This is a genomic window from Streptomyces sp. WM6378 (assembly GCF_001279695.1).
GTDB lineage: Bacteria > Actinomycetota > Actinomycetes > Streptomycetales > Streptomycetaceae > Streptomyces.
This window is the reverse complement of record NZ_LGDD01000330.1, coordinates 1-23,673: the sequence shown is the minus strand read 5'-3', so window position 1 is coordinate 23,673 and position 23,673 is coordinate 1. Positions and strand designations below refer to the sequence as shown.

General features: G+C 71.6%; 22 protein-coding genes. 15 read left to right on the top strand and 7 right to left on the bottom strand.

The genetic code is table 11. From position 1 onward, the window contains the following. Nucleotides 1–81 precede the first annotated feature (81 nt). The gene (gene recR, locus ADK54_RS36480; protein WP_053730106.1) at nucleotides 82–681 is read left to right on the top strand and encodes a recombination mediator RecR; all 600 of its coding nucleotides are present in this window, start codon (nucleotides 82–84) and stop codon (nucleotides 679–681) included. A gap of 32 nt (nucleotides 682–713) precedes the next feature. Beyond that, the gene (locus tag ADK54_RS36475; protein ID WP_053730105.1) at nucleotides 714–1,373 is read left to right on the top strand and encodes a DUF5063 domain-containing protein; all 660 of its coding nucleotides are present in this window, start codon (nucleotides 714–716) and stop codon (nucleotides 1,371–1,373) included. A 33-nt stretch (nucleotides 1,374–1,406) separates the two neighbouring features. On the opposite strand, the gene ADK54_RS36470 is transcribed toward ADK54_RS36475, so the two are convergent. Further along, the gene (locus ADK54_RS36470; RefSeq protein WP_159048005.1) at nucleotides 1,407–2,249 is read right to left on the bottom strand and encodes a helix-turn-helix domain-containing protein; all 843 of its coding nucleotides are present in this window, start codon (nucleotides 2,247–2,249) and stop codon (nucleotides 1,407–1,409) included. Between the two features lie 290 nt (nucleotides 2,250–2,539). Here ADK54_RS36470 and ADK54_RS36465 point away from each other — a divergent pair, with 290 nt between their 5' ends. The 5 genes from ADK54_RS36465 (at nucleotide 2,540) to ADK54_RS36445 (ending at nucleotide 7,858) form a co-directional block, all read left to right on the top strand. Beyond that, nucleotides 2,540–3,082 carry an RICIN domain-containing protein gene (locus ADK54_RS36465; protein WP_053730103.1) on the top strand — a complete coding sequence of 181 codons (543 nt, stop codon included), beginning with the start codon at nucleotides 2,540–2,542 and terminating at the stop codon, nucleotides 3,080–3,082. A gap of 221 nt (nucleotides 3,083–3,303) precedes the next feature. After that, nucleotides 3,304–4,584, top strand: a complete 1,281-nt coding sequence (locus ADK54_RS36460; RefSeq protein ID WP_053730102.1) for an aspartate kinase — start codon at nucleotides 3,304–3,306, stop codon at nucleotides 4,582–4,584. Then, nucleotides 4,581–5,639: an aspartate-semialdehyde dehydrogenase gene (locus ADK54_RS36455; protein ID WP_053730101.1), complete on the top strand. Its 1,059-nt coding sequence runs from the start codon at nucleotides 4,581–4,583 to the stop codon at nucleotides 5,637–5,639. Before ADK54_RS36460 ends, ADK54_RS36455 begins: the two co-directional genes overlap by 4 nt. A 267-nt stretch (nucleotides 5,640–5,906) precedes the next feature. Continuing rightward, the gene (locus tag ADK54_RS36450) at nucleotides 5,907–6,578 is read left to right on the top strand and encodes a SigE family RNA polymerase sigma factor (RefSeq protein ID WP_078966902.1); all 672 of its coding nucleotides are present in this window, start codon (nucleotides 5,907–5,909) and stop codon (nucleotides 6,576–6,578) included. Between the two features lie 176 nt (nucleotides 6,579–6,754). After that, nucleotides 6,755–7,858 (top strand): hypothetical protein, encoded by a 1,104-nt coding sequence (locus tag ADK54_RS36445; RefSeq protein WP_078966901.1) that lies wholly within the window; start codon nucleotides 6,755–6,757, stop codon nucleotides 7,856–7,858. A 119-nt stretch (nucleotides 7,859–7,977) separates the two neighbouring features. On the opposite strand, the gene ADK54_RS36440 is transcribed toward ADK54_RS36445, so the two are convergent. From ADK54_RS36440 to tatA, 4 genes are all read right to left on the bottom strand, one after another. Continuing rightward, nucleotides 7,978–8,778: an SURF1 family protein gene (locus tag ADK54_RS36440; RefSeq protein ID WP_053730100.1), complete on the bottom strand. Its 801-nt coding sequence runs from the start codon at nucleotides 8,776–8,778 to the stop codon at nucleotides 7,978–7,980. Nucleotides 8,779–9,083: 305 nt separating this feature from the next. Continuing rightward, nucleotides 9,084–10,859: a prolyl oligopeptidase family serine peptidase gene (locus ADK54_RS36435; RefSeq protein ID WP_053730099.1), complete on the bottom strand. Its 1,776-nt coding sequence runs from the start codon at nucleotides 10,857–10,859 to the stop codon at nucleotides 9,084–9,086. A 113-nt stretch (nucleotides 10,860–10,972) separates the two neighbouring features. After that, a complete protein-coding gene (locus ADK54_RS36430; protein ID WP_053730098.1) occupies nucleotides 10,973–11,932 on the bottom strand; it encodes a threo-3-hydroxy-L-aspartate ammonia-lyase in 960 nt (319 codons plus the stop codon). A gap of 22 nt (nucleotides 11,933–11,954) precedes the next feature. Further along, nucleotides 11,955–12,224, bottom strand: a complete 270-nt coding sequence (gene tatA / locus ADK54_RS36425; protein WP_053730097.1) for a Sec-independent protein translocase subunit TatA — start codon at nucleotides 12,222–12,224, stop codon at nucleotides 11,955–11,957. Nucleotides 12,225–12,397: 173 nt separating this feature from the next. On the opposite strand from tatA, the gene ADK54_RS36420 reads away from it, so the two are divergent. The 3 genes from ADK54_RS36420 to ADK54_RS36410 all read left to right on the top strand — a co-directional run bounded on the left by ADK54_RS36420 (nucleotide 12,398) and on the right by ADK54_RS36410 (nucleotide 16,163). Then, entirely contained in the window at nucleotides 12,398–13,909 is a 1,512-nt protein-coding gene (locus ADK54_RS36420) for an LCP family protein (RefSeq protein WP_078966899.1), read from the top strand. Nucleotides 13,910–14,046: 137 nt separating this feature from the next. Further along, the gene (locus ADK54_RS36415) at nucleotides 14,047–15,567 is read left to right on the top strand and encodes an alkaline phosphatase (protein ID WP_199827110.1); all 1,521 of its coding nucleotides are present in this window, start codon (nucleotides 14,047–14,049) and stop codon (nucleotides 15,565–15,567) included. A gap of 83 nt (nucleotides 15,568–15,650) precedes the next feature. After that, nucleotides 15,651–16,163: a hypothetical protein gene (locus ADK54_RS36410; protein WP_053730095.1), complete on the top strand. Its 513-nt coding sequence runs from the start codon at nucleotides 15,651–15,653 to the stop codon at nucleotides 16,161–16,163. A 62-nt stretch (nucleotides 16,164–16,225) separates the two neighbouring features. Here the strand turns inward: ADK54_RS36410 and ADK54_RS36405 are convergent, their stop codons facing one another. Together ADK54_RS36405 and ADK54_RS36400 are read right to left on the bottom strand one after the other, a co-directional pair. Beyond that, complete coding sequence (locus ADK54_RS36405; RefSeq protein ID WP_053730094.1) at nucleotides 16,226–17,317, bottom strand: type III polyketide synthase; 1,092 nt, start codon at nucleotides 17,315–17,317, stop codon at nucleotides 16,226–16,228. Nucleotides 17,318–17,799: 482 nt separating this feature from the next. Then, nucleotides 17,800–19,461 (bottom strand): IclR family transcriptional regulator domain-containing protein, encoded by a 1,662-nt coding sequence (locus tag ADK54_RS36400; RefSeq protein ID WP_053730093.1) that lies wholly within the window; start codon nucleotides 19,459–19,461, stop codon nucleotides 17,800–17,802. Between the two features lie 212 nt (nucleotides 19,462–19,673). Here ADK54_RS36400 and ADK54_RS36395 point away from each other — a divergent pair, with 212 nt between their 5' ends. The 5 genes from ADK54_RS36395 to pcaB all read left to right on the top strand — a co-directional run. Beyond that, entirely contained in the window at nucleotides 19,674–20,441 is a 768-nt protein-coding gene (locus ADK54_RS36395; protein ID WP_053730092.1) for a CoA transferase subunit A, read from the top strand. Between the two features lie 20 nt (nucleotides 20,442–20,461). Then, nucleotides 20,462–21,163: a 3-oxoacid CoA-transferase subunit B gene (locus tag ADK54_RS36390; protein WP_078966904.1), complete on the top strand. Its 702-nt coding sequence runs from the start codon at nucleotides 20,462–20,464 to the stop codon at nucleotides 21,161–21,163. Between the two features lie 23 nt (nucleotides 21,164–21,186). Next, on the top strand, nucleotides 21,187–21,882 hold the full coding sequence (gene pcaH / locus ADK54_RS36385) for a protocatechuate 3,4-dioxygenase subunit beta (protein ID WP_053730122.1): 696 nt from the start codon (nucleotides 21,187–21,189) through the stop codon (nucleotides 21,880–21,882). Continuing rightward, the gene (locus ADK54_RS36380) at nucleotides 21,882–22,457 is read left to right on the top strand and encodes a protocatechuate 3,4-dioxygenase (RefSeq protein ID WP_053730121.1); all 576 of its coding nucleotides are present in this window, start codon (nucleotides 21,882–21,884) and stop codon (nucleotides 22,455–22,457) included. The genes pcaH and ADK54_RS36380 overlap by 1 nt, the downstream gene beginning before the upstream one ends. A gap of 76 nt (nucleotides 22,458–22,533) precedes the next feature. Continuing rightward, nucleotides 22,534–23,673, top strand: a 1,140-nt coding sequence (pcaB, locus tag ADK54_RS36375; RefSeq protein ID WP_053730091.1) for a 3-carboxy-cis,cis-muconate cycloisomerase, incomplete at its 3' end; no start/stop codon positions are given.

The following is a 23,673-nucleotide window of genomic DNA, read 5'->3' as shown; positions in this document are numbered from 1 at the left end:
GACGTACCCGTGCGCCTGACCTACTGAGGCGGACGCACAGCAACTACCGTAGGCGTCAGAAAACCCACGAGAGGCGTTCCGTTGTACGAAGGCGTGGTTCAGGACCTCATCGACGAACTGGGCAGGCTGCCCGGCGTCGGTCCCAAGAGCGCGCAGCGGATCGCCTTCCACATCCTGCAGGCCGAGCCGACCGACGTGCGCCGCCTCGCGCACGCCCTCCTGGAAGTCAAGGACAAGGTCCGGTTCTGCGCGGTGTGCGGCAACGTGGCGCAGGAGGAGCGGTGCAACATCTGCCGCGACCCGCGCCGCGACCAGACGGTCATCTGCGTCGTGGAGGAGCCCAAGGACGTCGTGGCCATCGAGCGGACCCGCGAGTTCCGCGGCCGCTACCACGTGCTCGGCGGCGCCATCAGCCCGATCGAGGGCGTCGGCCCGGACGACCTGCGCATCCGCGAGCTGCTCGCCCGCCTGGCGGACGGCTCGGTCACCGAGCTGATCCTGGCCACTGACCCGAACCTGGAGGGCGAGGCCACCGCGACGTACCTCGCCCGCATGATCAAGCCCATGGGCCTCAGGGTCACCCGGCTCGCCAGCGGCCTGCCGGTGGGCGGCGACCTCGAATACGCCGACGAGGTCACCCTGGGCCGGGCCTTCGAAGGAAGGCGGCTGCTCGATGTATGACGCCCACGAGGGGTACGAGGAAGGTCAACTCGATGTCTGACGCAACGCTGCACGCGACCACCCAGGACCCGGACTCCTTCGCGGTCCAGATCGCCGACCAGGTCGAGTCCTTCATCGTCGCGGTCACGGAAGTGGCAAAGGGCGACGAGCCCGACAGCGCCGTGCCGTTCCTCCTCCTGGAGGTCTCCCAGCTGCTCCTCGCCGGCGGCCGGCTCGGCGCGCACGAGGACATCGTCCCGGACGAGCGGTACGAGCCGGACCTGGGCCCGGAGGCCGACGTCGACGAGCTGCGCGAGCGGTTCGCCCGCCTCCTGGAACCCATCGACGTGTACTCCGAGGTCTTCGACCCGTACGAGCCCCGCAAGGCGCCGGTGCCGTGCCGGATCTCCGACGACCTCGCCGACGTCGTCACCGACCTGCGCCACGGCCTGGCCCACTACCGAGCGGGCCGCACCACCGAGGCCCTGTGGTGGTGGCAGTTCTCGTACTTCTCCAACTGGGGCTCGACGGCCTCCGCCGCGCTGCGCGCGCTGCAGTCCCTGGTCGCGCACGTCCGCCTCAACCAGCCGCTCGAAGCCCTGGACGGGCTCGACACGGACGAGGACCTGACGGAGGACGCCCTGGAGGAGGAGGCGGGCCGCGTCATGATCGAGGAGCTGGCGGGCCCGCTGGGCCTGCGCGACCTCAAGTAGCCCTGGGCATAAGGGAGTTGGCGAGGCCTGCGGTCAAGCCATCTCCCATACCGGGGAGTTGATCCGGGCGGCCCGGGTGGACCAGTTCATCGGGACGGCCAGGACCTGGGTCGGGGTCAGGCCCGTCGTTGCCTTGAAGACGTGGTTGTAATGGGCCTGGTCGTGGAAGCCGCAGCGCTGCGCGACCAGGCACGGCGGCAGCCCGCTGTCCCGCAGCCGCAGCGCCGCCCGGAACCGCAGGATGCGGGCGATCGCCCCGGGCGAGCGCCCCACCTGTTCGCGAAAGTGCCGCTCCAGATGGCGCACGCTGCAGTGCGTGGTGGCGGCCAGGTCCCGCACCGTGACCCGGCCCCGACGCAGCTCCAGCTCCCGCCAGGCCAGGGCGACCTCCGGCGCCGTGCGCGGGCCCGCGCCGAGCAGCCCGCCGAGGTACTCGTCCAGGAGGCGGCACTGCTCCGGCCAGCCGGGCGCCGCCTCAAGACGCTCCGGCAGCCGGCGCGAGGCGGGCGGCAGCAGGTGCACCGGGTCCAGGTGCGGCACGTCCCACTCGTGCATCGGGACGCCGAACAGGCGGTACGCGCCCATCGGCGTCAGCCGCACCGCGACGCCCCGCACGGCCCCCTCGTGGTGACCGAGCAGGGCGGTGGTGAACGGGAGATCGGCCCGCGAGTGGCAGCTCACCGTACGGGCGGGTTCGACGAGCCCCACGATGTGCACCGGTGCGTCGAACCCGAAGACGACGGTGCTCGCCGTGTCCGGGAAGAGCAGTCTGCGCTGAGGGCTGTGCGGGGGGTAGTGGTAGCCGAAGTAGCCGAGGACGTGCGGCCGCAGCCGGGGCATCGGCGGCCGGAAGCGGAGCGGCGGTGATGTGCTCATGGAGATCCCCTTCGCGAAACTCCTCCGTCGTGGTGCGGACGCCGCGATGGTCCCCGCGCGCCTCCCCGCATCACAACGAACTCGCGCGCCAATCAGGGCAGTTGGTGGCCCAATCACACCGGGTAAGGCAAAAGACCCGTTTGATGTGGCAAAGGACCGGTCGGCTCCGGATGGTGTCGCGTCCGTACAAAGACGGGAGGTGCCCGGCCGGGCCAGGGTGGGTGACCGCCGCACCGGACATCGCTTCCGGCGGCGGCCTCGTGAGTCCATCCTCCCGACAGGAGACGACCATGAACATGTCCGCTCACCTCCCGTTCCGCGCGGCCCGGATCGTGGGGGCGCTCGCCGCCGCCGCGGCCCTCGCCTTCGCCGGTGTCGGCACCGCGTCGGCCGCCACGCCCGCCCCGGCCCCGCCGGCCAAGGCCGCCCAGGTCCTGCCCGGCACACCGGCCGCCCGCGCCCTCGACTCCGGCGCGCTCCGGAACGTCAACACGGGCCGCTGCGTCGACGACAGCGGTGCCTACGGCCTGCGGGCGTTCGGCTGCAACGGCCTGAACTACCAGTACTGGGGCCTGTACGGGCAGTCCGACGGCAACTGGGTCCTGAAGAACGGCAACACCGGCCGCTGCATCGACGACAGCGGTGCCTACGGCCTGCGGTCCTTCGGCTGCAACGGGCTGAACTACCAGCGCTGGGAGATCTACTACAACAGCAACGGCACGCTCACCTTCCGGAACGAGAACACCGGCCGTTGCATGGACGACAGCGGTGCCTACGGCCTGCGGTCCTTCGGCTGCAACGGGCTGAACTACCAGCAGTTCGTCGGGCAGTAGAACGCGCGACTGACACAATGTGGCCGGGGCCGCCCTGTGACCCCGGCCACATCGTCGCGTACAAACGGAATGCCAGGGCAGGCGGATCTCGCGAGCGGATCGGACAACGCCCGGTGATCAACTCGTGAGCGGGACATCTCACGAAGTGATACGGCGCGGGCGAATCCGGCCCGCTCGTTAGACTGAGCCGACCGCAGTAATGAACTGAGCGAGGAGCGCACGTGGGCCTTGTCGTGCAGAAGTACGGAGGCTCCTCCGTTGCCGATGCCGAGGGCATCAAGCGCGTCGCCAAGCGGATCGTGGAAGCCAAGAAGACCGGCCACCAGGTGGTCGTCGTGGTTTCCGCGATGGGCGACACGACGGATGAGTTGATCGAGCTCGCGGAGCAGGTGTCACCCATGCCTGCCGGGCGGGAATTCGACATGCTGCTGACCGCCGGAGAGCGGATCTCCATGGCACTGCTCGCCATGGCGATCAAAAACCTGGGCCACCAGGCCCAGTCGTTCACGGGCAGCCAGGCCGGTGTCATCACCGACTCGGTCCACAACAAAGCGCGGATCATCGATGTCACCCCGGGCCGCATCCGGACCTCGATCGACGAGGGCAACATCGCCATCGTCGCCGGGTTCCAGGGCGTCAGCCAGGAGGGCAAGAACATCACCACGCTCGGCCGCGGCGGGTCCGACACCACCGCCGTCGCCCTCGCGGCCGCGCTCGAAGCCGAGGTCTGTGAGATCTACACGGACGTCGACGGAGTCTTCACCGCGGACCCCCGCGTCGTGAAGAAGGCGAAGAAGATCGACTGGATCTCCTTCGAGGACATGCTGGAGCTGGCCGCGTCCGGCTCCAAGGTGCTCCTGCACCGGTGCGTCGAGTACGCCCGCCGTTACAACATCCCGATCCATGTGCGGTCGTCCTTCAGCGGACTTCAGGGCACCTGGGTCAGCAACGAACCACGTTCCCAGTCGGAAGGCCAGCAGGTGGAGCACGCCATCATCTCCGGAGTCGCCCACGACGTCTCCGAGGCGAAGGTCACGGTCGTCGGGGTGCCCGACAAGCCGGGCGAGGCCGCGGCGATCTTCCGCACCATCGCGGACGCCGAGATCAACATCGACATGGTGGTGCAGAACGTCTCCGCCGCGTCGACGGGACTCACCGACATCTCGTTCACGCTGCCCAAGGCCGAGGGCCGCAAGGCCATCGACGCCCTGGAGCGGTCCAAGCCGGCCATCGGCTTCGAGTCGCTGCGCTACGACGACCAGATCGCCAAGATCTCTCTCGTCGGCGCAGGGATGAAGACCAACCCGGGCGTCACGGCGGGCTTCTTCGAGGCCCTCTCCGACGCGGGCGTCAACATCGAGCTGATCTCGACCTCCGAGATCCGCATCTCGGTCGTGACCCGCGCCGACGACGTGAACGAGGCCGTGCGCGCCGTGCACACCGCCTTCGGTCTCGACTCCGACAGCGACGAGGCCGTCGTCTACGGAGGCACCGGGCGATGACCCGCAGACCGGCGCTCACGGTCGTCGGAGCGACCGGGGGCGCCGGTTCGGTGATGCTCCAGATCCTGTCCCAGCACGCCGATGTCTGGGGCGAGGTCCGGCTCGTCGCGTCCGCGCGCTCGGCCGGCCGCAAGCTGCTCGTACGGGGCGAGGAGTGCGAGGTCCTCGCGCTGAGCGAGGAGGCCCTGGACGGGGCCGACGTCGTCGTCTTCCTCGCCCCCGACGAGATCGCCGCCCGCTGGGCGCCGGTCGCGGCCGCCAAGGGCGCGGTGGTGGTGGACAGTTCGGCAGCCTTCCGGATGGACCCGGACGTGCCGCTGGTCGTCCCGGAGCTCAATCCCCATGCCGTACGGATGCGTCCGCGCGGCATCGTCGCGAGCCCGCACCCGACCACCCTCGCCATGAGCGTGACGGTGGGCGCGCTGCACGCCGAGTTCGGCCTGAGCGAGCTGGTGGTCTCCACGTACGAGGCGGTCAGCGGTGAGGGGCAGGCCGCGGTCGAGGCGCTGCGCCGGCAGATCTCGCTGGTGGCCGGGACCGGGCTCGGTACGAGTCCGGGCGATGTGCGCCGGGCCGTCGGCGACGACCTCGGGCCGTTCGTGGCGCCGGTCGCGCTGAACGTGGTGCCGTGGACCGGGGAGCTCGCCGAGGGAGGCTGGTCCTCGCAGGAACTCGGACTCCGGGACGAACTGCGCAAACTGCTGGATCTGCCGCGGCTCCCGGTGGCCGCGACCTGTGTGCGGGTCCCGGTCGTCACCACGCACTCGGTGTCGGTGCACGCCCGCTTCGAGAACGAGGTGGACGTGGCGCGGGCCCACGAGATCCTGGCCACCGCGCCGGGTGTGGTGCTCTTCGACAACCCGGCCGTCGGCGAGTTCCCGACGCCCGCGGACGTGGTCGGCACCGACCCCACGTGGGTGGGCCGGGTACGCAGCTCGCCGGACGATCCGCACGTACTGGAACTTTTCGTCTGCGGTGACAACCTCCGCAAGGGCACGGCCCTGAACGCCGCGCACATCGCCGAGCTGGCGGCCCGCGAATTCACCGCACGATGAGGTCTACCGATTTGTAGGATCTGTGAACGCTCTGTGAGCAAGTCGCTGGTCTGTACCACTTGAACTGCGCCAATGCCTTGTTACACGATTCATTTCCGTGTCCCTGCAACCGCAGTCCGGCATGGAGCGTCTATGCGGTCGCCCCTCAAGGTGCCGTAAAAATCGGGGCATTGGGGAAGAGCGGGTACGGATGAGGGCATGTGGTGCACCGCCAAAAACAGTGTCGTACGCGTACAACCCTGACGGGGAGGAACGTGTCCAACAGGCGTGGCAGAGGTACTCGATTTCCGAGCGGTACCGGCACGCGGTGGCACGGTCGTCCGCCCGCGTCGGCGCCTCGGTGCGCCCGGCGGCATGCCGGTGATCGCGCCCATGCCCGCCACCCGTCCGGCCCGCGTACCCTCCCAGGCGCCCTCGCGCGAGAGCGCTGACGAGGTCATGGCGGCCGGCACCACTGTCGATCACCTCACCGAGACCTACCGCGCGCACTACCGCTCGCTGCTCGGCCTCGCGGCCCTGCTCCTGGACGACACCGCCTCCTGCGAGGACGTGGTGCAGGAGGCGTTCATCCGGGTCCACTCGGCGCGCAGCCGGGTGCGCGAGCCGGAGAAGACCCTCGCCTACCTGCGCCAGACCGTCGTCAACCTGTCGCGGTCCGCGCTGCGCCGCCGCATCCTCGGGCTCAAGCTGCTCTCCAAGCCGATGCCCGACATGGCGAGCGCCGAGGAGGGCGCGTACGACCAGTTGGAGCGCGACGCGCTGATCAAGGCGATGCGCGGGCTCCAGCGCCGCCAGCGCGAGGTGCTCGTGCTGCGGTACTTCGCGGACATGACGGAGGTTCAGGTCGCCGAGACGCTCGGGATATCCCTGGGCTCGGTGAAGGCGTACGGATCGCGGGGCATCGCAGCCCTGCGGATCGCCATGGAGGCACCGGCATGACGGGGCCCGACCGGAACGGCGACAGGCGGCCGGGGGACGGCGGCACTCATGGGGAACATGGTGCCTACGCGGAGCGTGGCGGCCACGGAGAGCGTGGCGCCCATGGGGAGCACGAGAAAAGCGGGCCGGACCAGCGGCCCAGGAATGACCTGAACGACCTGACTGGATACGGATTCGTGAACAAAACGCCGGAAAAGAACAGCACCGGCACTCCCCCCTTCGGCCTCCCGCCCGCTTCCGCGGGCGCGGACACGGCCGACGAACTCGCGCTGCGCAGGCTGCTGCACGGCGCGGTGGACGACCTCACACCCTCGGAGGGGGCGCTCGACCATCTGCGGGCCGCGGTGCCCGTGCGGCGGGCCCGCAAGCGGCAGGCCGTCGTCGGCTCGGTCGCGGCCGCGCTCCTGGTGGCCACCGCCGTACCGGCGTTCATCCACGTCGCCAACACCTCGGGCAGCGCGGGCGACCAGCCCGCCGTCGCCGGACACGGCGAGCGGACGCACGGCACCTCGGACTCCGCTTCCGGCACCTCGGACGGCGTGCAGGAGAGCACCCCGCCCGTCGGCGTCGGCAGCCGGTCGGGCACTCCCGACAGCACGGGCCGTACGCCGCAGCCCAGCAAGGGCACGACCGGCGCCAGTGCCGGCGGTGCGACCGGGGCGGGCAGCGGGCCCGTGCAGGCGAACTCGCCGGTGTGCGAGGCGGGCGAGCTGAGCGTGAAGTCGGCGAGCGTCGGCAAGCCCGACTCGACCGGCAAGGTCTACGGCGCGTTCCGCATCGTGAACGCGTCCAACAAGCAGTGCGCGATCGGCGGCGCAGGCAAGTTCAACGTGCAGGCGCAGGGCGCGGCCAACCCGGCGAAGATCACCGTCGTCGAGCACGCGGCGGGCGACCCCGCCCCCGGCCTCCCCGACCCCTCGAAGGACACCACCCGCCTGGTCCTCAAGCCGGCCGCGGCGTACGAGGTGCGGTTCGCCTGGGTGCCGTCGGACACCTGCCCCAAGTCCCCGCCGTCGCCCGACCCGAGCCCGTCGAACGGCAGCTCCGGCAGCACCAGCGGGATCGTCTCCCCGACGACGGCCGCCGGCGGCCAGACCACCCAGCTCGGCGCGGACGGCGGCTCGCCCACCGCCACGGCGGACGGCACGGTAGCGGTGACCCACGTCGCCGAGCCGGGCGCCCCGTCCGCGGAGGCGAAGATCCCCAACGCGTGCGCCGGAACGATCTACAAGACGGGCGTACTGGACGCGGGAACACCGTCGGTGGCCCCGCAGCAGTAGCCCTGCTCGGAAGCGAAGTATTCGGGACGGCTCCTCGTTCGCGGAGGGGGAGGAGCACGAAGGGGGGCCCGCCTGGTGGCGGGCCCCCCTTTTTTTGTGTCCTTATTTGTGTCCTTCGCCTACCCGGCGAGCGGGGCGACGGGCGAGTCGTCCGTCGCGGTCTCGTTCTCTGCCTCGGGGGCGAGGCCGAGCTCGGCGTCCTCCAAGGCCTCCGCCTCGCGGCGTACGAGGCGGAACCACATGAAGACCACGAACCCGGCGAAGACGAACCACTCGCCGGTGTAGCCGAGGTTCTGGAACGCCTTCAGGTCGAGCCCGCTGTTCTGCGGGGCGCTGGCGGGTACGGGAGTCATCCCGGCGTCGGCGCCGGGCAGCGTCACCCAGGCGTCGTACACCTGGTACGGCACCAGGTTGACCAGGGCCGCCGCGCTGATCATGCCGACCTGGCCCTGCGGGAGGCCGCCCTGCGCGTGCACCCCGTCGGAGCCGGCGTTCTCGGAGGCCTGCAGTACGCCGGTGACGTCGACCTCGCCGGCGGGCGCGGCCGGAGCCTTGGCGCCCTGCGGGATCCAGCCCCGTACGACGGGCAGCGCCTTGCCGCCGTCGGTGCGCAGCAGAGTCAGCACATAGCTGCCCGACTTGCCGTCCACCTCGCGGTCGGGCACCAGGAACTGCTCGGCGTACCGTCCGCGTGCCTCGGCGGGGCGGCCGGAAGTGCGCTGGTCCACGGGGAGCAGGTCGGCGAGCGGTTCGGCCTTCTGCGTGGCGGGGTCGGGCGCCTTCGCGGCCGCTTCGTGGGACTGCACGCGGTCCTCGAAGCGGCCCAGCTGCCAGCTGCCCATGAAGATGCAGACGGGGATGGCGAGCAGGACGAAGACGTGGATTCCCCACCAGCGGGGTGTGAGCAGGAACCGGTACACACACCCCACGGTACGGAATCCTGCCGGGGGGCGGGGCTGCGGGGTCCCCGCAAGCCCCCGGGGCCTTGGCCCCGGGCCCCCTCGGGGGCGCTGCCCCCGGGCCCCCGCTCCTCAAACGCCGGAGGGGCTGGATGCGCTCGTCGTTCGGCTGCGGACGCTGCGTGGCTGGTCGCGCAGTTCCCCGTGCCCCTTGCAGGGTTGACCTTCGCAGGGTGCCCTTGCAGGCATACCCAGCCCGTCCGGCGATTGAGGACGAGCGCCCTTGAGGCGCGATACGGGGTCTGGGGCGGAGCCCCAGGGTCTCCTCAGCCCGCCAGGTGGCGTGCCGCGAAGGCGAGTTCCAGGCGGACCTGCTTGATGCGCTCCTCCACCACCAGCGAGCCGTGCCCCGCGTCGTAGCGGTAGACCTCGTGCGCCGCCCCCCGCGCAGCGAGCCGGTCCACATAGTTCTCCACCTGCCGGATCGGACAGCGCGGATCGTTCACCCCGGCGGAGATGTAGACCGGCGCCCGCACGGCGTCGACGTACGTCAGGGGCGACGACGCCCGGAAGCGGTCCGGGACCTCGTCCGGGGTGCCGCCGAGCAGCGTCCGGTCCATCGCCTTCAGGGCTTCCATCTCGTCGTGGTACGCCGTGACGTAGTCCGCGACCGGCACCGCCGCGAGCCCCAGCGCCCACGCGTCCGGCTGCGTGCCGAGGCCGAGCAGCGTGAGGTAGCCGCCCCAGGAGCCGCCCGCCAGGATGAGGCGCGCGGGGTCGGCGAGGCCCGAGGCGACCGCCCAGTCGCGGACCGCCGCGATGTCCTCCAGCTCGATGAGCCCGACCCGGTGCTTGAGCGCGTCGGTCCAGGCCCGCCCGTACCCGGTGGAGCCGCGGTAGTTGACCCGGACCACCGCGTAGCCGTGGTCGATCCAGGCCGCGGGACCGGACGCGAACGAGTCGCTGTCGTGCCAGGTCGGCCCGCCGTGGATCTCGAAGAGCGTGGGGAACGGGCCGTCGCCTGCGGGGCGTTGGACCAGGGCGTGGATGCGGCCGCCGGGCCCCTCCACCCAGGCGTCCCGCACCGGCACGGACCCCGGCGCCTTGAACCCGGGCGGGTCGAGCACGACCTCGCCCGTCGTGGAGCGCACTTCGGAGGGGCTGGCCGCCGACGACCACAGGTACTCCACCGTGCCGTCGGGCCGGGCCGTCGCCCCCGACACCGAACCCGCCGGGGTCTCGATCTCGATCAGCGAGCGCGTCGCGAGGTCGAAGCGGAACAGGCCGCTGCGCGCCTCGAAGCTGTGGACGACGAGCAGCCCGGAGCCGTCCGGGTACCACTCGGCGGACACGTCGCCCGGCAGGTCGAGCGCGAGGTCGATCTCCTCGCCGGAGGCCACGTCCCAGATCATCGGCTCCCAGCGGCCGCGCCGCTGGTGGGCGACCAGCAGCCGGGTGTCGCCCGCCAGCGGCGCGAACCCGAGCACTTCGAGCCCGAGCTCCTCGGTGCCGCCCTTGGTGTCGTCGAGCTCGGCGACCGCCGAGCCGTCCGGGCGCACCACGCGCAGCGCCGAGTGCATGGCGTCGCCGTGCTCGGTGTGCTCGACGGCGATCAGCGTCCCGTCGTGCGACAGGTCGCCCACGCCCGCCGACTCGCGGTGCCGGTAGATCTCGACGGGCGCGGAGCCGGGGCGTACGACATGGATCGTGGAGCCGTCGTCGTCGGTGGAGCGGCCGACCACCGCCGTGCCGTCCCGGCCGAGCGCGAGGCCCGCCGGGTAGGACGGTTCGAGCCCGGGCACGGCCGGCTCGTCGTCACCGCCCCGGAACGGCTGGCGCCGCCACACGCCGAACTCGTCGCCGTCCGTGTCGTCGAACCACCAGATCCACTCGCCGTCGGGCGTCAGCACCCCGTCGGTGGTGCCGTTGGGGCGGTCGGTGGCGCGGCGCTGCGACCCGGTCGCACGGTCCCACGCGTACAGCTCGTACGTCCCTGTCGCGTTCGACACGAACAGTGAGCGGTCCGGGGCGTCCTCCGCCCAGTCGGGAAGCCCCACCCTCGGCGCCCTGAACCGCTTCTCCCACTCCGGCATCTCGTTCATGCCCCCATCATGCGCCGTGCCGCTCCGCTGGGGTGGGCGGGGTTGTCGCGCAGTTCCCCGCGCCCCTAGCGGCATGCGGTACGGGCAACTCCAGGAGCGCGCCGATTCGGGGCTTACCCCACCAGCTCCGCGAAGCGGGACACGTCCACGTTGCCCCCGCTGACGATCACCCCCACCCGCCTCCCCCGGTACCGCTCGGCCAGAGCGACCGCCGCAGCCACGCCCAGGCACCCCGTCGGCTCGGCGACGATCTTCATGCGCGCGGCCAACAGCCGCATGCAGTCCACAAGTTGGGCGTCCGACGCCGTGACGATGTCGGTCACGCGGTCGCGGATCACCGGGAACGTGTACGCGCCCAGATGCTGCGTCTGGGCGCCGTCCGCGATGGTCGCCGGGGTGTCGATGTACACGATCCGGCCCGCGCGCAGTGAGCGCCGTCCGTCGTCGCCCGCCTCCGGCTCGACCCCGTACACCTCGCAGGAGGGTGACAGTGCGCCCGCCGAGAGGAGGCTGCCGGACAGGAGCCCGCCGCCGCCCAGTGGCACGAACAGCGCGTCGAGCGGGCCGGTCTCCTCGAAGAGTTCCTTCGCGGCGGTGCCCTGACCGGCCATCACATGGGGGTGGTCGTACGGCGGGATCAGCGTCAGGCCGCGCTGCACGGCGAGCGCCCGGCCGATGTCCTCGCGGTCCTCGGTGTAGCGGTCGTACGAGACCACGCTCGCCCCGTACCCCTTGGTGGCCGCGAGCTTGGCCGTGGGGGCGTCGTGCGGCATGACGATGGTCGCCGGAATGCCGAGCAGGGAGGCGGCGAGCGCGACGGCCTGGGCGTGGTTGCCGGACGAGTAGGCGACCACGCCCGCGCGGCGCTGCTCCGCGTCGAAGCGCGACAGCGCGTTGAACGCGCCGCGGAACTTGAAGGCCCCCATCCGCTGGAGGTTCTCGCACTTGAAGAAGAGGCTCAGGCCGAGCTCGGCGTCGGTGAGCCGCGAGGTCAGGACCGGGGTGCGGTGGGCGTGCGGGGCGATCCGCTCATGGGCGCGGACCACGTCGTCGTACGTCGGCAGCTGTTCCATGCCTGCCGAGCGTACGGCGGGATCATTGAACCGGGCGCGCGTCCGTGGAGGTCGGAGTCTGGACCGGAGTCTGGACCGGGGCCTGAGCCGGGGTGACCTGCGGGGGTGCGGTGGCGGCGGGTGAGGATTCGGTGCCGTCCTCGCGCATCGCCTTGGTCTCGCTCTTGAGGATGCGCAGGGACTTGCCCAGCGCGCGTGCCGTGTCGGGCAGCTTCTTCGAGCCGAACAGCAGGATCAGTACTACGGCCACGATCAGCAGATGCCAGGGCTCAAGCCCGTTGCGCAGGAACATCCCGCCGTCCTCCCTCGTTCGCGTCCTACAGCCTTTTCGTCCAGCCGATTTCTTCGTACGGCTGGGGCTGATGGCTCTCAGTGAGACTTGCTACATTGCGCAACTGTACAACCAGAGTGTGCGACTCACCGTCTCCTCTACAGAAGAGGCGTGAATGAGGGATGAGGGGTCCGATGGCGGGCAGCCACAAAGCGGGAGCGGCAAGCAGGCGCGAGGGCGGCAGCTCCGCCGCGCCACGGCGCCGCAACAAGCGCAGCCGCGCCCGCATCGCCGGGGTCACGGTCCTGTCGGTCGTCGTCCTCGCGGTCGCCGGAGGTGGCTGGATCTACTTCCAGCTGAACGGCAACATCAAGACCTTCGACGACGGCGGAGTCTCCGCCAACCGCCCCGCCGCCTCGACCAAGGGCTCGAACGTCCTGGTCATCGGCTCTGACACGCGCTCCGGCGACAACGCCTCGTACGGCCACGGCACGGGCGACATCGGCCGTTCGGACACCGCGTTCCTGATGCACGTGTACTCGGACCAGAAGCACGCCGTCGCCGTGTCCATACCGCGCGACTCCCTGGTCGACATACCCCCGTGCAAGCTGCCGAACGGGACGTGGACCAAGGACAAGCACAATGTGATGTTCAACTCGGCCTTCGAGGTGGGCGAAACGGTCGAGGGCAACCCGGCCTGCACCCAGAACACCGTCGAGAAACTGACCGGTCTGCGCGTGGACCACACCGTGGTCGTCGACTTCGCGGGCTTCGCGAAGATGACCGAGGCCGTCGGCGGCGTCCAGGTCTGCGTCCCCAACGACGTCTACCAGGGCGACCTCAACCCCAATCTGCACCACAAGGGCGACCGGATCTTCGCCAAGGGCCCGCAGACCGTCTCCGGCCAGAAGGCGCTCGACTACGTGCGCATACGGCACGGCATAGGCGACGGCTCCGACATAGGCCGCATCCAGCGCCAGCAGGCGTTCGTCGGCAGCCTGATCAAGAAGGTCAAGGGCAACGGGCTCGACCCGACCAGCCTGCTGCCGCTCGCCACCGCCGCCACCAAGTCGATGACCGTCGACCCGGGCCTCGGCTCGGCGAACAAGCTGATCTCGTTCGCGATGTCCATGAAGGACATCGATCTGCACAACACCAAGTTCGTGACGCTGCCCTGGCGGTACGAGGGCCCGCGCGTCGCGGTCGTCAAACCCGAGGCCGACGCGCTGTTCGCCGCCCTCAGGGCGGACCGTACGGTCGACGGCCAGGACGCCGCCGGGAAGGGCGCGAGCGCCGCGCCGAGCCCGGCCGCCTCCGCCCCGGCCCCCGCCTCCGGCCAGGGGATCAGCGTCGCCGTCTACAACGGCACCATCGAGAAGGGCCTCGCGGGCAAGGCCGCCGAATCCCTGAAGTCGGCGGGCTTCACGGTGACCAACGCCACGACCGCCGCCACCCAGGACTACACGCACACCGTCATCGAGTACGGCGCGAACGACGAGGCCAAGGCCAAGACGCTCGCCACGCACTTCCCCGGCGCACTCATGCGCCAGTCGAAGACGCCGGGCCTGAGCGTCATCCTCGGCACCCAGTACAAGGAGAGCGGGGCGGACGCGGCGCCCAGCGCCCCCGCCTCGGTGCCGCCCGCGGTCGCGGACAAGGCCCGCTCGGCCGACGACAACATCTGCTCCAACCTGTCGTACGGGTAAGAGCGACCAGAGGTAAGGGGCGCACCCAGAGCAGGCAAAGGGCCGGGACGCAAAAGTTATGCGGCAGGTAAAGGCGTTCGCTTGGCGGCCGCCTGAACCTCCCGGTCCGTTCACATGCGACTCATAGCTTCACCGCCATGACACACAAGGCAATGAAGGTGCTCGCGGTGTTCGCGGCGGCCTCCGCGGTCGCCGCGGGCTCGGCCGTCACCGCCAGCTCCGCACCCCAGCACGGCGGTCACGGCGGCGGTCGCGAGATACGCAACGTCATCTACCTGCTCGGCGACGGCATGGGCCGCACCCACGTCACCGCGGGACGCGAGCGCTACTACGGCGCCCAGGGCAAGCTGAACATGGAGCGCCTGCCCTACACCGGCGCGGTCGCCACGTACGCCGTCGAGAAGGGCAGCGACCAGCCCGCCCTGGTGACGGACTCGGCGAGCGCCGCCACCGCCTGGGCCTCGGGCGTCAAGACGTACAACGCCGCGATCGGCGTGGACAGTTACGAGAAGAAGCGCGCCACGCTCATGGAGCAGGCCAAGGCGGCCGGCTTCGCCACCGGCAACGTCTCGACCGCCGAGATCACCGACGCCACGCCCGCCGCCCAGTTCAGCCACGCGCTGCTCCGCGGCTGCCAGGGGCCGACGTACTCGGACGCGGCCTGCCTGCCGAAGAACGCCGACGGCAGCTATGAGAAGGCGCCCGCCGACAAGACGCTGATCACGCCGATCGCCGAGCAGATCGCCCGCAACGGCACCGCCGACGTGGTGCTCGGCGGCGGTCTCGCCCGCTTCGAGCCGGACGACCAGAAGGCGCTCCAGGCGCAGGGCTATCAGGTGCTGGGTTCGTTCGGCGACCCGAAGCTGGCCGCGCAGACCGCGGATTCGCAGAAGGTCGCCACCAAGGCGGACCTCGACAAGGCGCGCGGCAGGAAGGTCGTCGGGCTCTTCAACCGCGGCAACCTGACCGTCGAGCAGGCGAAGGCGTCCCTGCCCGCGGGCGCCCCGCAGAAGCAGGAGCCGACGCTCGCCGAGATGGCGAAGAAGTCGATCGACCTGCTCGACGGCCGCTCGAAGAAGGGCTTCTTCCTCCAGGTCGAGGGCGCCCAGATCGACAAGCGCTCGCACGCCAACGACGCCGCCCAGACGCTCGCCGAGGTCAAGGCGTTCGACGACGCGGTGAAGGCGGCCACCGACTTCGCGAAGAGGGACGGCCACACGCTGGTCGTCGTCACCGCGGACCACGAGTGCGCGGGCTTCAACATCATCGAGAAGGGCACGTACACCAACGCCGAGTCGGCGGCGCCCCCGGCGAACACGGACGCCGGCAATCCGGCGAACAACTCCCTTCCCTCGCGGGCCACTTCGGGCGTCAAGGACCCGGCCCGCTCGTCCGGCATCGTGAACGGCGCGGGCGCGGGCGACGCCAAGAACTTCGGCCCGGCGACCTTCCGCACCCCGGACGACCCGAAGGGCGTCAAGGACGGCAGCCCCGAGGCGAGCCTGTGGCTGACGTACCTGTCCGGCAACCACACCGGCGCGGACGTCCCGATCTTCGCGTACGGCCCGGGCGCCGACCGCTTCGCGGCCAGCCAGCTCAACACGGACCTGTACGGGAAGATGTACGGCTCGCTGTTCGGCCGCTCGCCCCGCGGCTGACCCCGCCCGTCGATGAGGGGCCGGGGGCAGGCCGCCCCCGGCCCCGTTCACCGCAGTACGCGCAGGAGCAGGAGTACCCACCCATGAGACGCATCGCCCCGGCCGTCCTGGCTGCCCTCGCGCTCGCCCTGGCCACGGCCTGCGGCGGCGGATCCGGCGGGAGCGGGGCCGAGGACGCCCCGGACCCCGTCCCCTCGGTGAGCTTCGCGGCGCCCGAGCAGGCCGCCGCCCCCGCCGCGTACCGGAAGCTGGCGAAGGGTGAAGTGCGCCTGGAACAGGGACCGTTCACGGACCGCGTGAAGATCACCGGCAGCGCCCTGGCCGCCGGATCCGCCGTGACCGGCCACCTCGCCGTCACCTCGGACGTCAGCGAACTGATCGCCCTGGAGCTGAGCGCCGCCTACTACGACGCGGACGGCAAGCTGCTCGGCACCGGCTCGTTCCAGTACGCGGAGGCGGGCCACGACGACCATGCAGGCGCCCCCGCCCCGGCCGCCGAAGGCGCCGGCATCGACTTCGAGGTGCGGCCCAAGGCGTCGCTGACCGGCACGCCGACCAGCGCGGTGCTCTCCGTCCCCGTGCTGGTCAACGAGTAAACGAGTAGGGAAACGAGCGGCGGGCAAGGGAAGCGGGCAACGAGCCGGGAGACGGCCGGAGTTCAGATCCGGGCGGCCATCGCGTCGAGCTCGTCGTCCATGTCCGGGCCCGCCTTCCAGCTGCCCACGCCGATCTCCGCGGTGATGCCCGGGCCGAAGCCCGCGATCACGCCGCGGGCGCCGTCTTCCATGCCGCCCTCGTCGAAGAGGCGGGCCAGGGCGTCGAAGACCACCGAGCTCGCGATGTTGCCGCGTTCGGTGAGGGTGGTGCGGCTGAAGCGGAACATCTCGGGACCCAGTTCCAGGAAGTGGCACAGGTCGTCCAGGATGCGGGGGCCGCCCGCGTGGATGATGTAGAAGTCGAGCGCGCCGACCTCCCAACTGTGCTGTGCCACAAGGGACTTGAGGGCAGGGGCGAGCATCTCCATGGTGCCCGGGACCCGCTTGTCGAGCTGGAAGTGGAAGCCCGTCTCGCGCACCGCGTACGAGATCCAGTTCTCGGTGTCCGGCACCAGGTGCGAGCCGTTGCGCTCGATCCGCATGCCGGTGCCGCCCTCGCCGCGCACCACCGCGGACGAGAGGGCGTCTCCGAAGAGGCCGTTGGAGAGCAGCGAGCCGACGCCGATGTCGGTGGGCTGGTAGAGCAGCGAGCAGAACTCGCACGACACGATCAGCACGTTGGAGCCCGGGTAGGCCGTGATGAAGTCGTGCGCGCGGTTGATCGCGGCGCCGCCCGCCGCGCAGCCCAGCTGGGCGATGGGCAGCTGCCGGGTGTCGTTGCGGAAGCCCATCGTGTTGATCAGCCAGGCGGTCAGCGAAGGCATCATGAAGCCCGTGCACGACACGTAGACGATCAGGTCGATGTCGGCGGGCTCGACCCCGGCGTGGGCGAGCGCCTCGCGCACCACCGCGGGCGCCCGTCTCTTGGCCTCGGCCTCGTACACCTGGTTGCGGAACTCGAACCCGGGGTGGGTCAGGGTGTCTTCGAGGGGCTGGACGAGGTGGCGGGTCTTGACGCCGGTGTTCTCGATGAGACGCAGGACGAGGTCGCGCTGCGGGTGCCCGGCGTGGGTCTCGCGGGCGAGCGCCAGGGTCTGCTCCTGGGTGATGACGTGGTCGGGCACGGCGACCGCCGGTCGGCACAGGGTTGCCATCTAACTTCCCTTCGTTGACGGGTGGTTGGTCACCAGGCGACCGGCAGGCGGAGAGCCTGCCGCCGGATGGAGTGGGTGTGCCACGGCACGCCGGCGGCGGCGCCCACCGCCCGGATTCCGGGGACGCGGGTGACCAGCCGGGCCTCGCCCTCGCCCTACGCCATCCGGACCCGCACGAACCGGCTCCTCGGCCGGCGTCCGCTGGAGCCGCGAGCCGCGTGCGAGCGCATCGGCGTAGCCGAAGGGGCAGCTCCACACGGGCTCTGTGGTCTCCACGAGGCGTACTCCGGTGTGTCAGGGACAGGCTGGGGCGGACTAGCCCTGTATCCCCGAATGCCGTCATGAACATGTCCGGCTTCGCCCGAATTAACCGATTAGAGGGAAAGTGCTGTCGCTCAAGGTGACAAATGCGTCCCGATCAGGATCCGGGGCCGCCGGGTGCCCACTCGGACGGTGCCGGTACCGGCCAGGGGAGGTGCCGGTTACGACAGCGGCGTGCGGCAGAAACGGCTGACCACGTGCAGGTCGGCCTCGATGGCCGCGGCCGTGGCGCGCAGCTCGGGCAGCACCTCGGCGAGGCACTCCGGCACGGTGCGCCGCGTGGTGTGCATGGCCACGTTCACGGCCGCCACCGCCCGCCCCCCGGCGTCCCGCACGGGCACGGCGATCGAGCGCAGCCCCTCCTCCAACTCCTCGTCGACCAGCGCGTACCCCTGGTCCGCCACCCGTTCCAGGACCGAGGCCAGCGCGGCCGGGGAGGTGACCGTGTGCGGAGTGAGCGCCGCCGGCTCCGCACGGCCGAGCCGGGCCGTGCGCTCCCCGGCGTCCAGATCGGCGAGCAGTACCCGGCCCATCGAGGCCGCGTACGCGGGGAAGCGGGTGCCCAGGGTGATGTTGACGCTCATGATCCGGGTGGTGGAGACCCGGGCCGTGTACTGGATGGCGTCGCCGTCGAGCACCGCGAGCGACGCCGAGTCGTGCACGGTGCGCACCAGGGCGGCCAGGTGCGGCGCTGCGATGTCGGACAGCGTCGTACGGGACAGGGGCGGGCAGCCGAGCGCCAGGACGCGCGGGGTGAGGCGGAAGGCGCGGCCCTCGGTGGCGACCAGGCCCAGGTGATCCAGGGTGATCAGGGCGCGCCGGGCGGTGGCGCGGGCGAGGCCGGTGGCCTCGGCGACCGCGCTGAGCGTGAGCTCGGCCCGGTCGGCGCCGAACGCGGTCAGCACGGTCAGGCCGCGGGCCAGCGATTCGACGAACTCCGAGCCGAGCTCCTGCTTCGAGGCCGAGGTCCAGGCGGCGAGCGCGTGGGGCCGCGCCGGCGCGGTGTCGAGCGCGGGGGCGTGGTCGCGGGCCAGCTCGGCCTCCATCGCCGAGGCGGCGGCTCGCAGGCGGGGCAGCACGGCCTTTGGCAGCGATGCCGCGCTGTGGCGGCTGGTGTGGCTGACCACGCTGACGGCGCAGACCGGGGTGCCCGCCGGGTCGCGGAGCGGCGCGGCCACGGCGATGAGGCCCGGCTCGATGAGCTGGTCGTCGCTCGCCCAGCTCGCGGTGCGGGCCGCTTCGGCGCGCTCCTCGAAATCGTCGGCCGCGGTTCCGGCTTCGGCTCCGGCTTCGGCGGGCGGGGCGGCGGGGAAGGCGAGGCCCGCCGGGTCGGCCGCGCGTCGGTGGTGCCAGGCCTGCCACTGCTCGGGCCTCCAGTGCGCGGCGAACAGGAGGCCCGGCGCGGTGCGTTCGGCCGGGAGGAGGTCGCCGATGCGGAAGGTGAGGGACATCGCTCGGCGCCGGGTGCTCTGGTGGACGAAGCGGATGCCGTCGCCGTCGGGTACGGCCAGGGACACCGACTCATCCAGTTCCTCGGCCAGTTGGACCGCGTACGGGCCGAGCAGGGCGGGCAGCCGGAGGGCGCCGAGGTAGGCGTTGGCGAGCTCCATCAGGCGCGGGGCGAGCGTCGCGGTGGGCCCGTCGAGGCGCAGGTATCCCATGCGGGCGAGCGTCGCGGCGACCCGGTCGACGGTGGAGCGGGCGAGCCCGGTCACCCGTACCAGCTCGCCGAGGCTGAGCCGTCCATCGGCGTCACTGAGCGCGCGCAGCACGGCGACCCCGCGCATCAGCGGGCCGACGGCTTCGGCCGGGGCGGTGCTCATGTGGCCTCCGAGGGTGGGGAGTTGGGGCACGGGGATTGAGTCATGGGAGTCGAGACGCGGGGATCGAGGCACGGGGTGTTGACGCGTGCGCCGGCTGAACGCACACTCGGGGCGAGCGCGATTCTGAACTCTAGTTCATCTGGCGAACACATAACGAGAGCTCCACGGGCAGTTGCCGAGCGAGAACGGGCGTGGGCGTTTCCATGGACAGAATGGACAAGGTCGTACGGGTCCCCGCCGACGCGGTGGCCGACATCCCCGACGCGGCCTCCCTCGCGGTCGGCGGCTTCGGCCTCAGCGGGGTGCCGAACGTGCTGATAGCCGCCCTGTACGCGCAGGGCGCCACCGAGTTGAGCGTGGTCTCCAACAACTGCGGGGTGGACGGCGGCGGCCTCGGCGTGCTGCTCGCGGCCGGCCGCATCGCCCGGGTGACCGGCTCCTACATCGGCACCAACAAGGAGTTCGCCCGCCAGTACCTGGGCGGTGAGCTGGAGGTGGAGCTGGTCCCGCAGGGCACCCTCGCCGAGCGCCTGCGGGCGGGCGGCTGCGGCATCCCCGCGTTCTACACCCCGGCGGGCGTCGGCACCCAGGTCGCCGAGGGCGGGCTGCCGCTGCGGTACGGCGCCGGGGGCGAGGTGGCCGTGGCCTCACTGCCCAAGGAGGTGCGCGAGTTCGGCGGGCGCGAGCACGTCCTGGAACACGGCATCACCACGGACTTCGCCCTCGTACGGGCCTGGAAGGGCGACCGGCACGGAAACCTGGTCTTCCGCCGCGCGGCCCGCAATTTCAACCCGCTCGCGGCGATGGCCGGCCGGGTCACGGTGGCCGAGGTCGAACACCTCGTGGAGGCGGGCGAGCTGGACCCGGACGCGGTGCACGTGCCGGGGGTGTTCGTGCAGAGGGTCCTGCCCTTGACGCCAACTCAGGCTGTGGGCAAGGGAATTGAGAAACGCACGGTACGGGTGGAGGAGCGCCGGTGAGCGGGTGGACGCGGGAGGAGATGGCGGCGCGGGCGGCCGCCGAGCTCGGGGACGGCAGCTGTGTGAATCTCGGCATCGGGCTGCCGACCCTGGTCCCGGGCCAGCTACCCCCGGGTGTCGCGGTGGTGGTCCACTCGGAGAACGGCATTCTCGGCGTCGGACCGTATCCCCTGGAGGCGGACGTGGACCCGGACCTCGTCAACGCGGGCAAGGAGACGGTGACCGTGCTGCCGGGCGCCGCGTTCTTCGACTCCGCGCTGTCGTTCGGGATGATCCGCGGCGGCCACGTCGACACCGCGATCCTCGGCGCGATGCAGGTGTCGGCGGGCGGCGACCTCGCCAACTGGGCCGTGCCGGGGCGGCTGGTGAAGGGGATGGGCGGCGCGATGGACCTCGTGCACGGGGTGCGCCGGGTGCTCGTGCTGACCGAGCACACCGCGAAGGACGGCACTCCGAAACTCGTGGAGCGCTGCACCCTGCCGCTCACCGGCCGGGCCTGTGTGCACCGGGTCATCACCGATCTGGCCGTGCTCGATGTGCACCCCGACGACGGTTTCGTGCTGGTCGAGACGGCGCCGGGGATCGAGGTGGAGGAGGTGCGCGCGAGAACGGGGGCGTGGGTTCACATCCGTACCGCAGGCGGCGACACCGCGGGAAGTGATACCGCAGGCGGCGATACGGCAGGCAACGATTCGGGCTCGGGAGAGGTGGCAGGGCGATGACGCTCACTCAAGGGCAGGTCGGCATGGTCGAGGAGGTGCCCGCACGAGGTGTGGTGGGCCCGTACCGCAGTGGCGCGTTGCGCGAACCGTTGCGGGCGCCGGTCTCCGTGGGCGGGGACCCGGAGGCGGTGGAGCTGTACGGCCCGGTGTTCGGCGCCACCGAGGTCACGCCGCTCGACGCGGACCTGACCCGCCAGCACGTGGGAGACCCGCACGGAGAGCGGATCACGGTGTCGGGGAGGGTGGTCGACCGCTCGGGCCATCCCGTCCGGGGCCAGCTCGTGGAGATCTGGCAGGCGAACGCGTCCGGTCGCTACGCCCACCGACGCGACCAGCACGCTGCCCCGCTCGACCCGCACTTCACCGGGGCGGGCCGGTGTCTCACGGATGCCGAGGGGAGGTACGCGTTCACGACGATCAAGCCGGGGGCGTACCCCTGGGGCAACGACGAGAACGCGTGGCGTCCGGCACACATCCACTTCTCGCTCTTCGGCCGGGCGTTCACCCAGCGCCTGGTCACCCAGATGTACTTCCCGGGCGACCCGCTCCTGGCGTACGACCCGATCCTGCACACGGTCACCGACCAGGCGGCGCGGAACCGGCTCGTGGCGGCGTACGACCCCGAGCTGTCCATCCGTAACTGGGCGTTGGGCTACCGCTGGGACATCGTGCTCGACGGCCCGGCCGCGACGCTCCCCGACCCGGAGGTGACCGCGTGATGCCGGAGCCGATCGGACTTGACCCGACCCCCTCGCAGACGGTCGGCCCCTTTCACGGCTACGCCCTCCCCTTCCCCGGCGGCGGGGAGATCGCGCCGACCGGGCATCCGGCCTCGATCACTGTCCACGGGTACGTGTACGACGGGCACGGGGAGCCGGTGCCGGACGCGCTCCTGGAATTCTGGCAGGCCGCGCCCGACGGGTCCCGCACGGACGGGGCCGGCTCGTGGCGCCGGGATCCGGCGAGCGGGGCCTTCCTCGGCCGGGACGGCATCGGCTTCACGGGCTTCGGCAGGGTGGCGACGGGCGCGGACGGCCACTGGTCGGTACGCACCCTGCCCCCGCCGCCGGCCGCGCCCTACCTCGCGGTGTGCCTGTTCGCACGGGGCCTGTCGCGCCACCTCTTCACCCGGGCGTACGTCGAAGGGCTGGTCGGGGAAGGGGAGTTGAAGGGGCTTGCGGGGGAGCGGGGGGAGACGATGCTGGCCCGGCGGGAGGGCGAGCGAGCCGGGCTCTTCCGCTTCGACATCCACTTGCAGGGGGAGAGGGAGACGGTTTTCCTTGACTTCCAGTGATGTGCCTTCGAGTGACGCGCCTTTCAGCGGCATGACTTCCCGTGACATGGCTTCCAGTGACGCGCCCTTGAGTGACGTGCCTTCGCGTGACGCGTCTTCGTACGGTGGCGGCGGGGATGTCGGCCTGCTGACCCCGGTGAGTGCGGGGAGCCCGGCCGAGGGGGCGACCGGTGACGCGGCGGTGCTGCGGGCGATGCTCGACGCGGAGGCGGCGCTGACCAGGGCGCAGGCGGAGATCGGGGCGGTGCCGGGGCGGGCGGCGGAGGCCGTCACGAAGGCGGCGGGCTCCGTCGGGTTCGACGCGCGGGGGCTGGCCCTGCGGGCCGGGGCGGGCGGCAATCCGGTGATCCCCCTCGTGGCGGACCTGAGGGCGGCGGTGGCGGAACTCTCGCCGGGGGGTGAGGAGTTCGTCCACCGGGGTGCCACCAGCCAGGACATCCTGGACACCGCGCTGATGCTGGTCGCCGCCCGCACCCTCGACCTGATCGGGGTCGACCTGGCGGCGACGGCCGCGACCCTGGCCACCCTCGCCGACCGGCACCGGGCGACCGTGATGGCGGCCCGCACCCTGACCCAGCATGCGGTCCCGACGACGTTCGGCCTGAAGGCGGCGGGCTGGCGCTCCCTGGTCCTCGACGCACACGACCGTGTCGTACGGGTCCGGTCCACCCTCCCCGTACAACTGGGCGGCGCGGCGGGAACGCTGGAGGCGTTCGAGGCGTACGGGATGGAGGGGGAGGCGCTGGTGGACGCCTTCGCCGCCGAACTGGGCTTGCGTGCACCGGAGTTGCCGTGGCACGTGCTGCGTACGCCGGTGGCGGATCTGGCCGGGTCGCTGGCGTTCTGCGCCGGGGCGCTGGGGAAGGTGGCGGCGGACGTACTGGTGCTGTCCCGCACGGAGGTGGGGGAGGCGGCCGAGGGCACGGGCGGGGTCTCCTCCGCGATGCCGCACAAGAGCAACCCGGTGCGGTCCGTGCTGCTGGCCTCGGCGGCCCGGCAAGTACCGGCGCTGGTGTCGACCCTGTACGCCTCGATGGCCTCGGAGGACGAACGCCCCCCGGGTGCGTGGCACGCGGAGTGGTCCCCACTGCGGGAGGCCTTGCGACTGTGCGGGGGTGCGGCGCGAGGGGCGGCGGTGCTGTGCGGGGAGCTGTCGGTGTTCCCCGCACGGATGCGGAGCAACTTGGCGCGGGGGGAGCTGGGCGAGGCTGCGGGG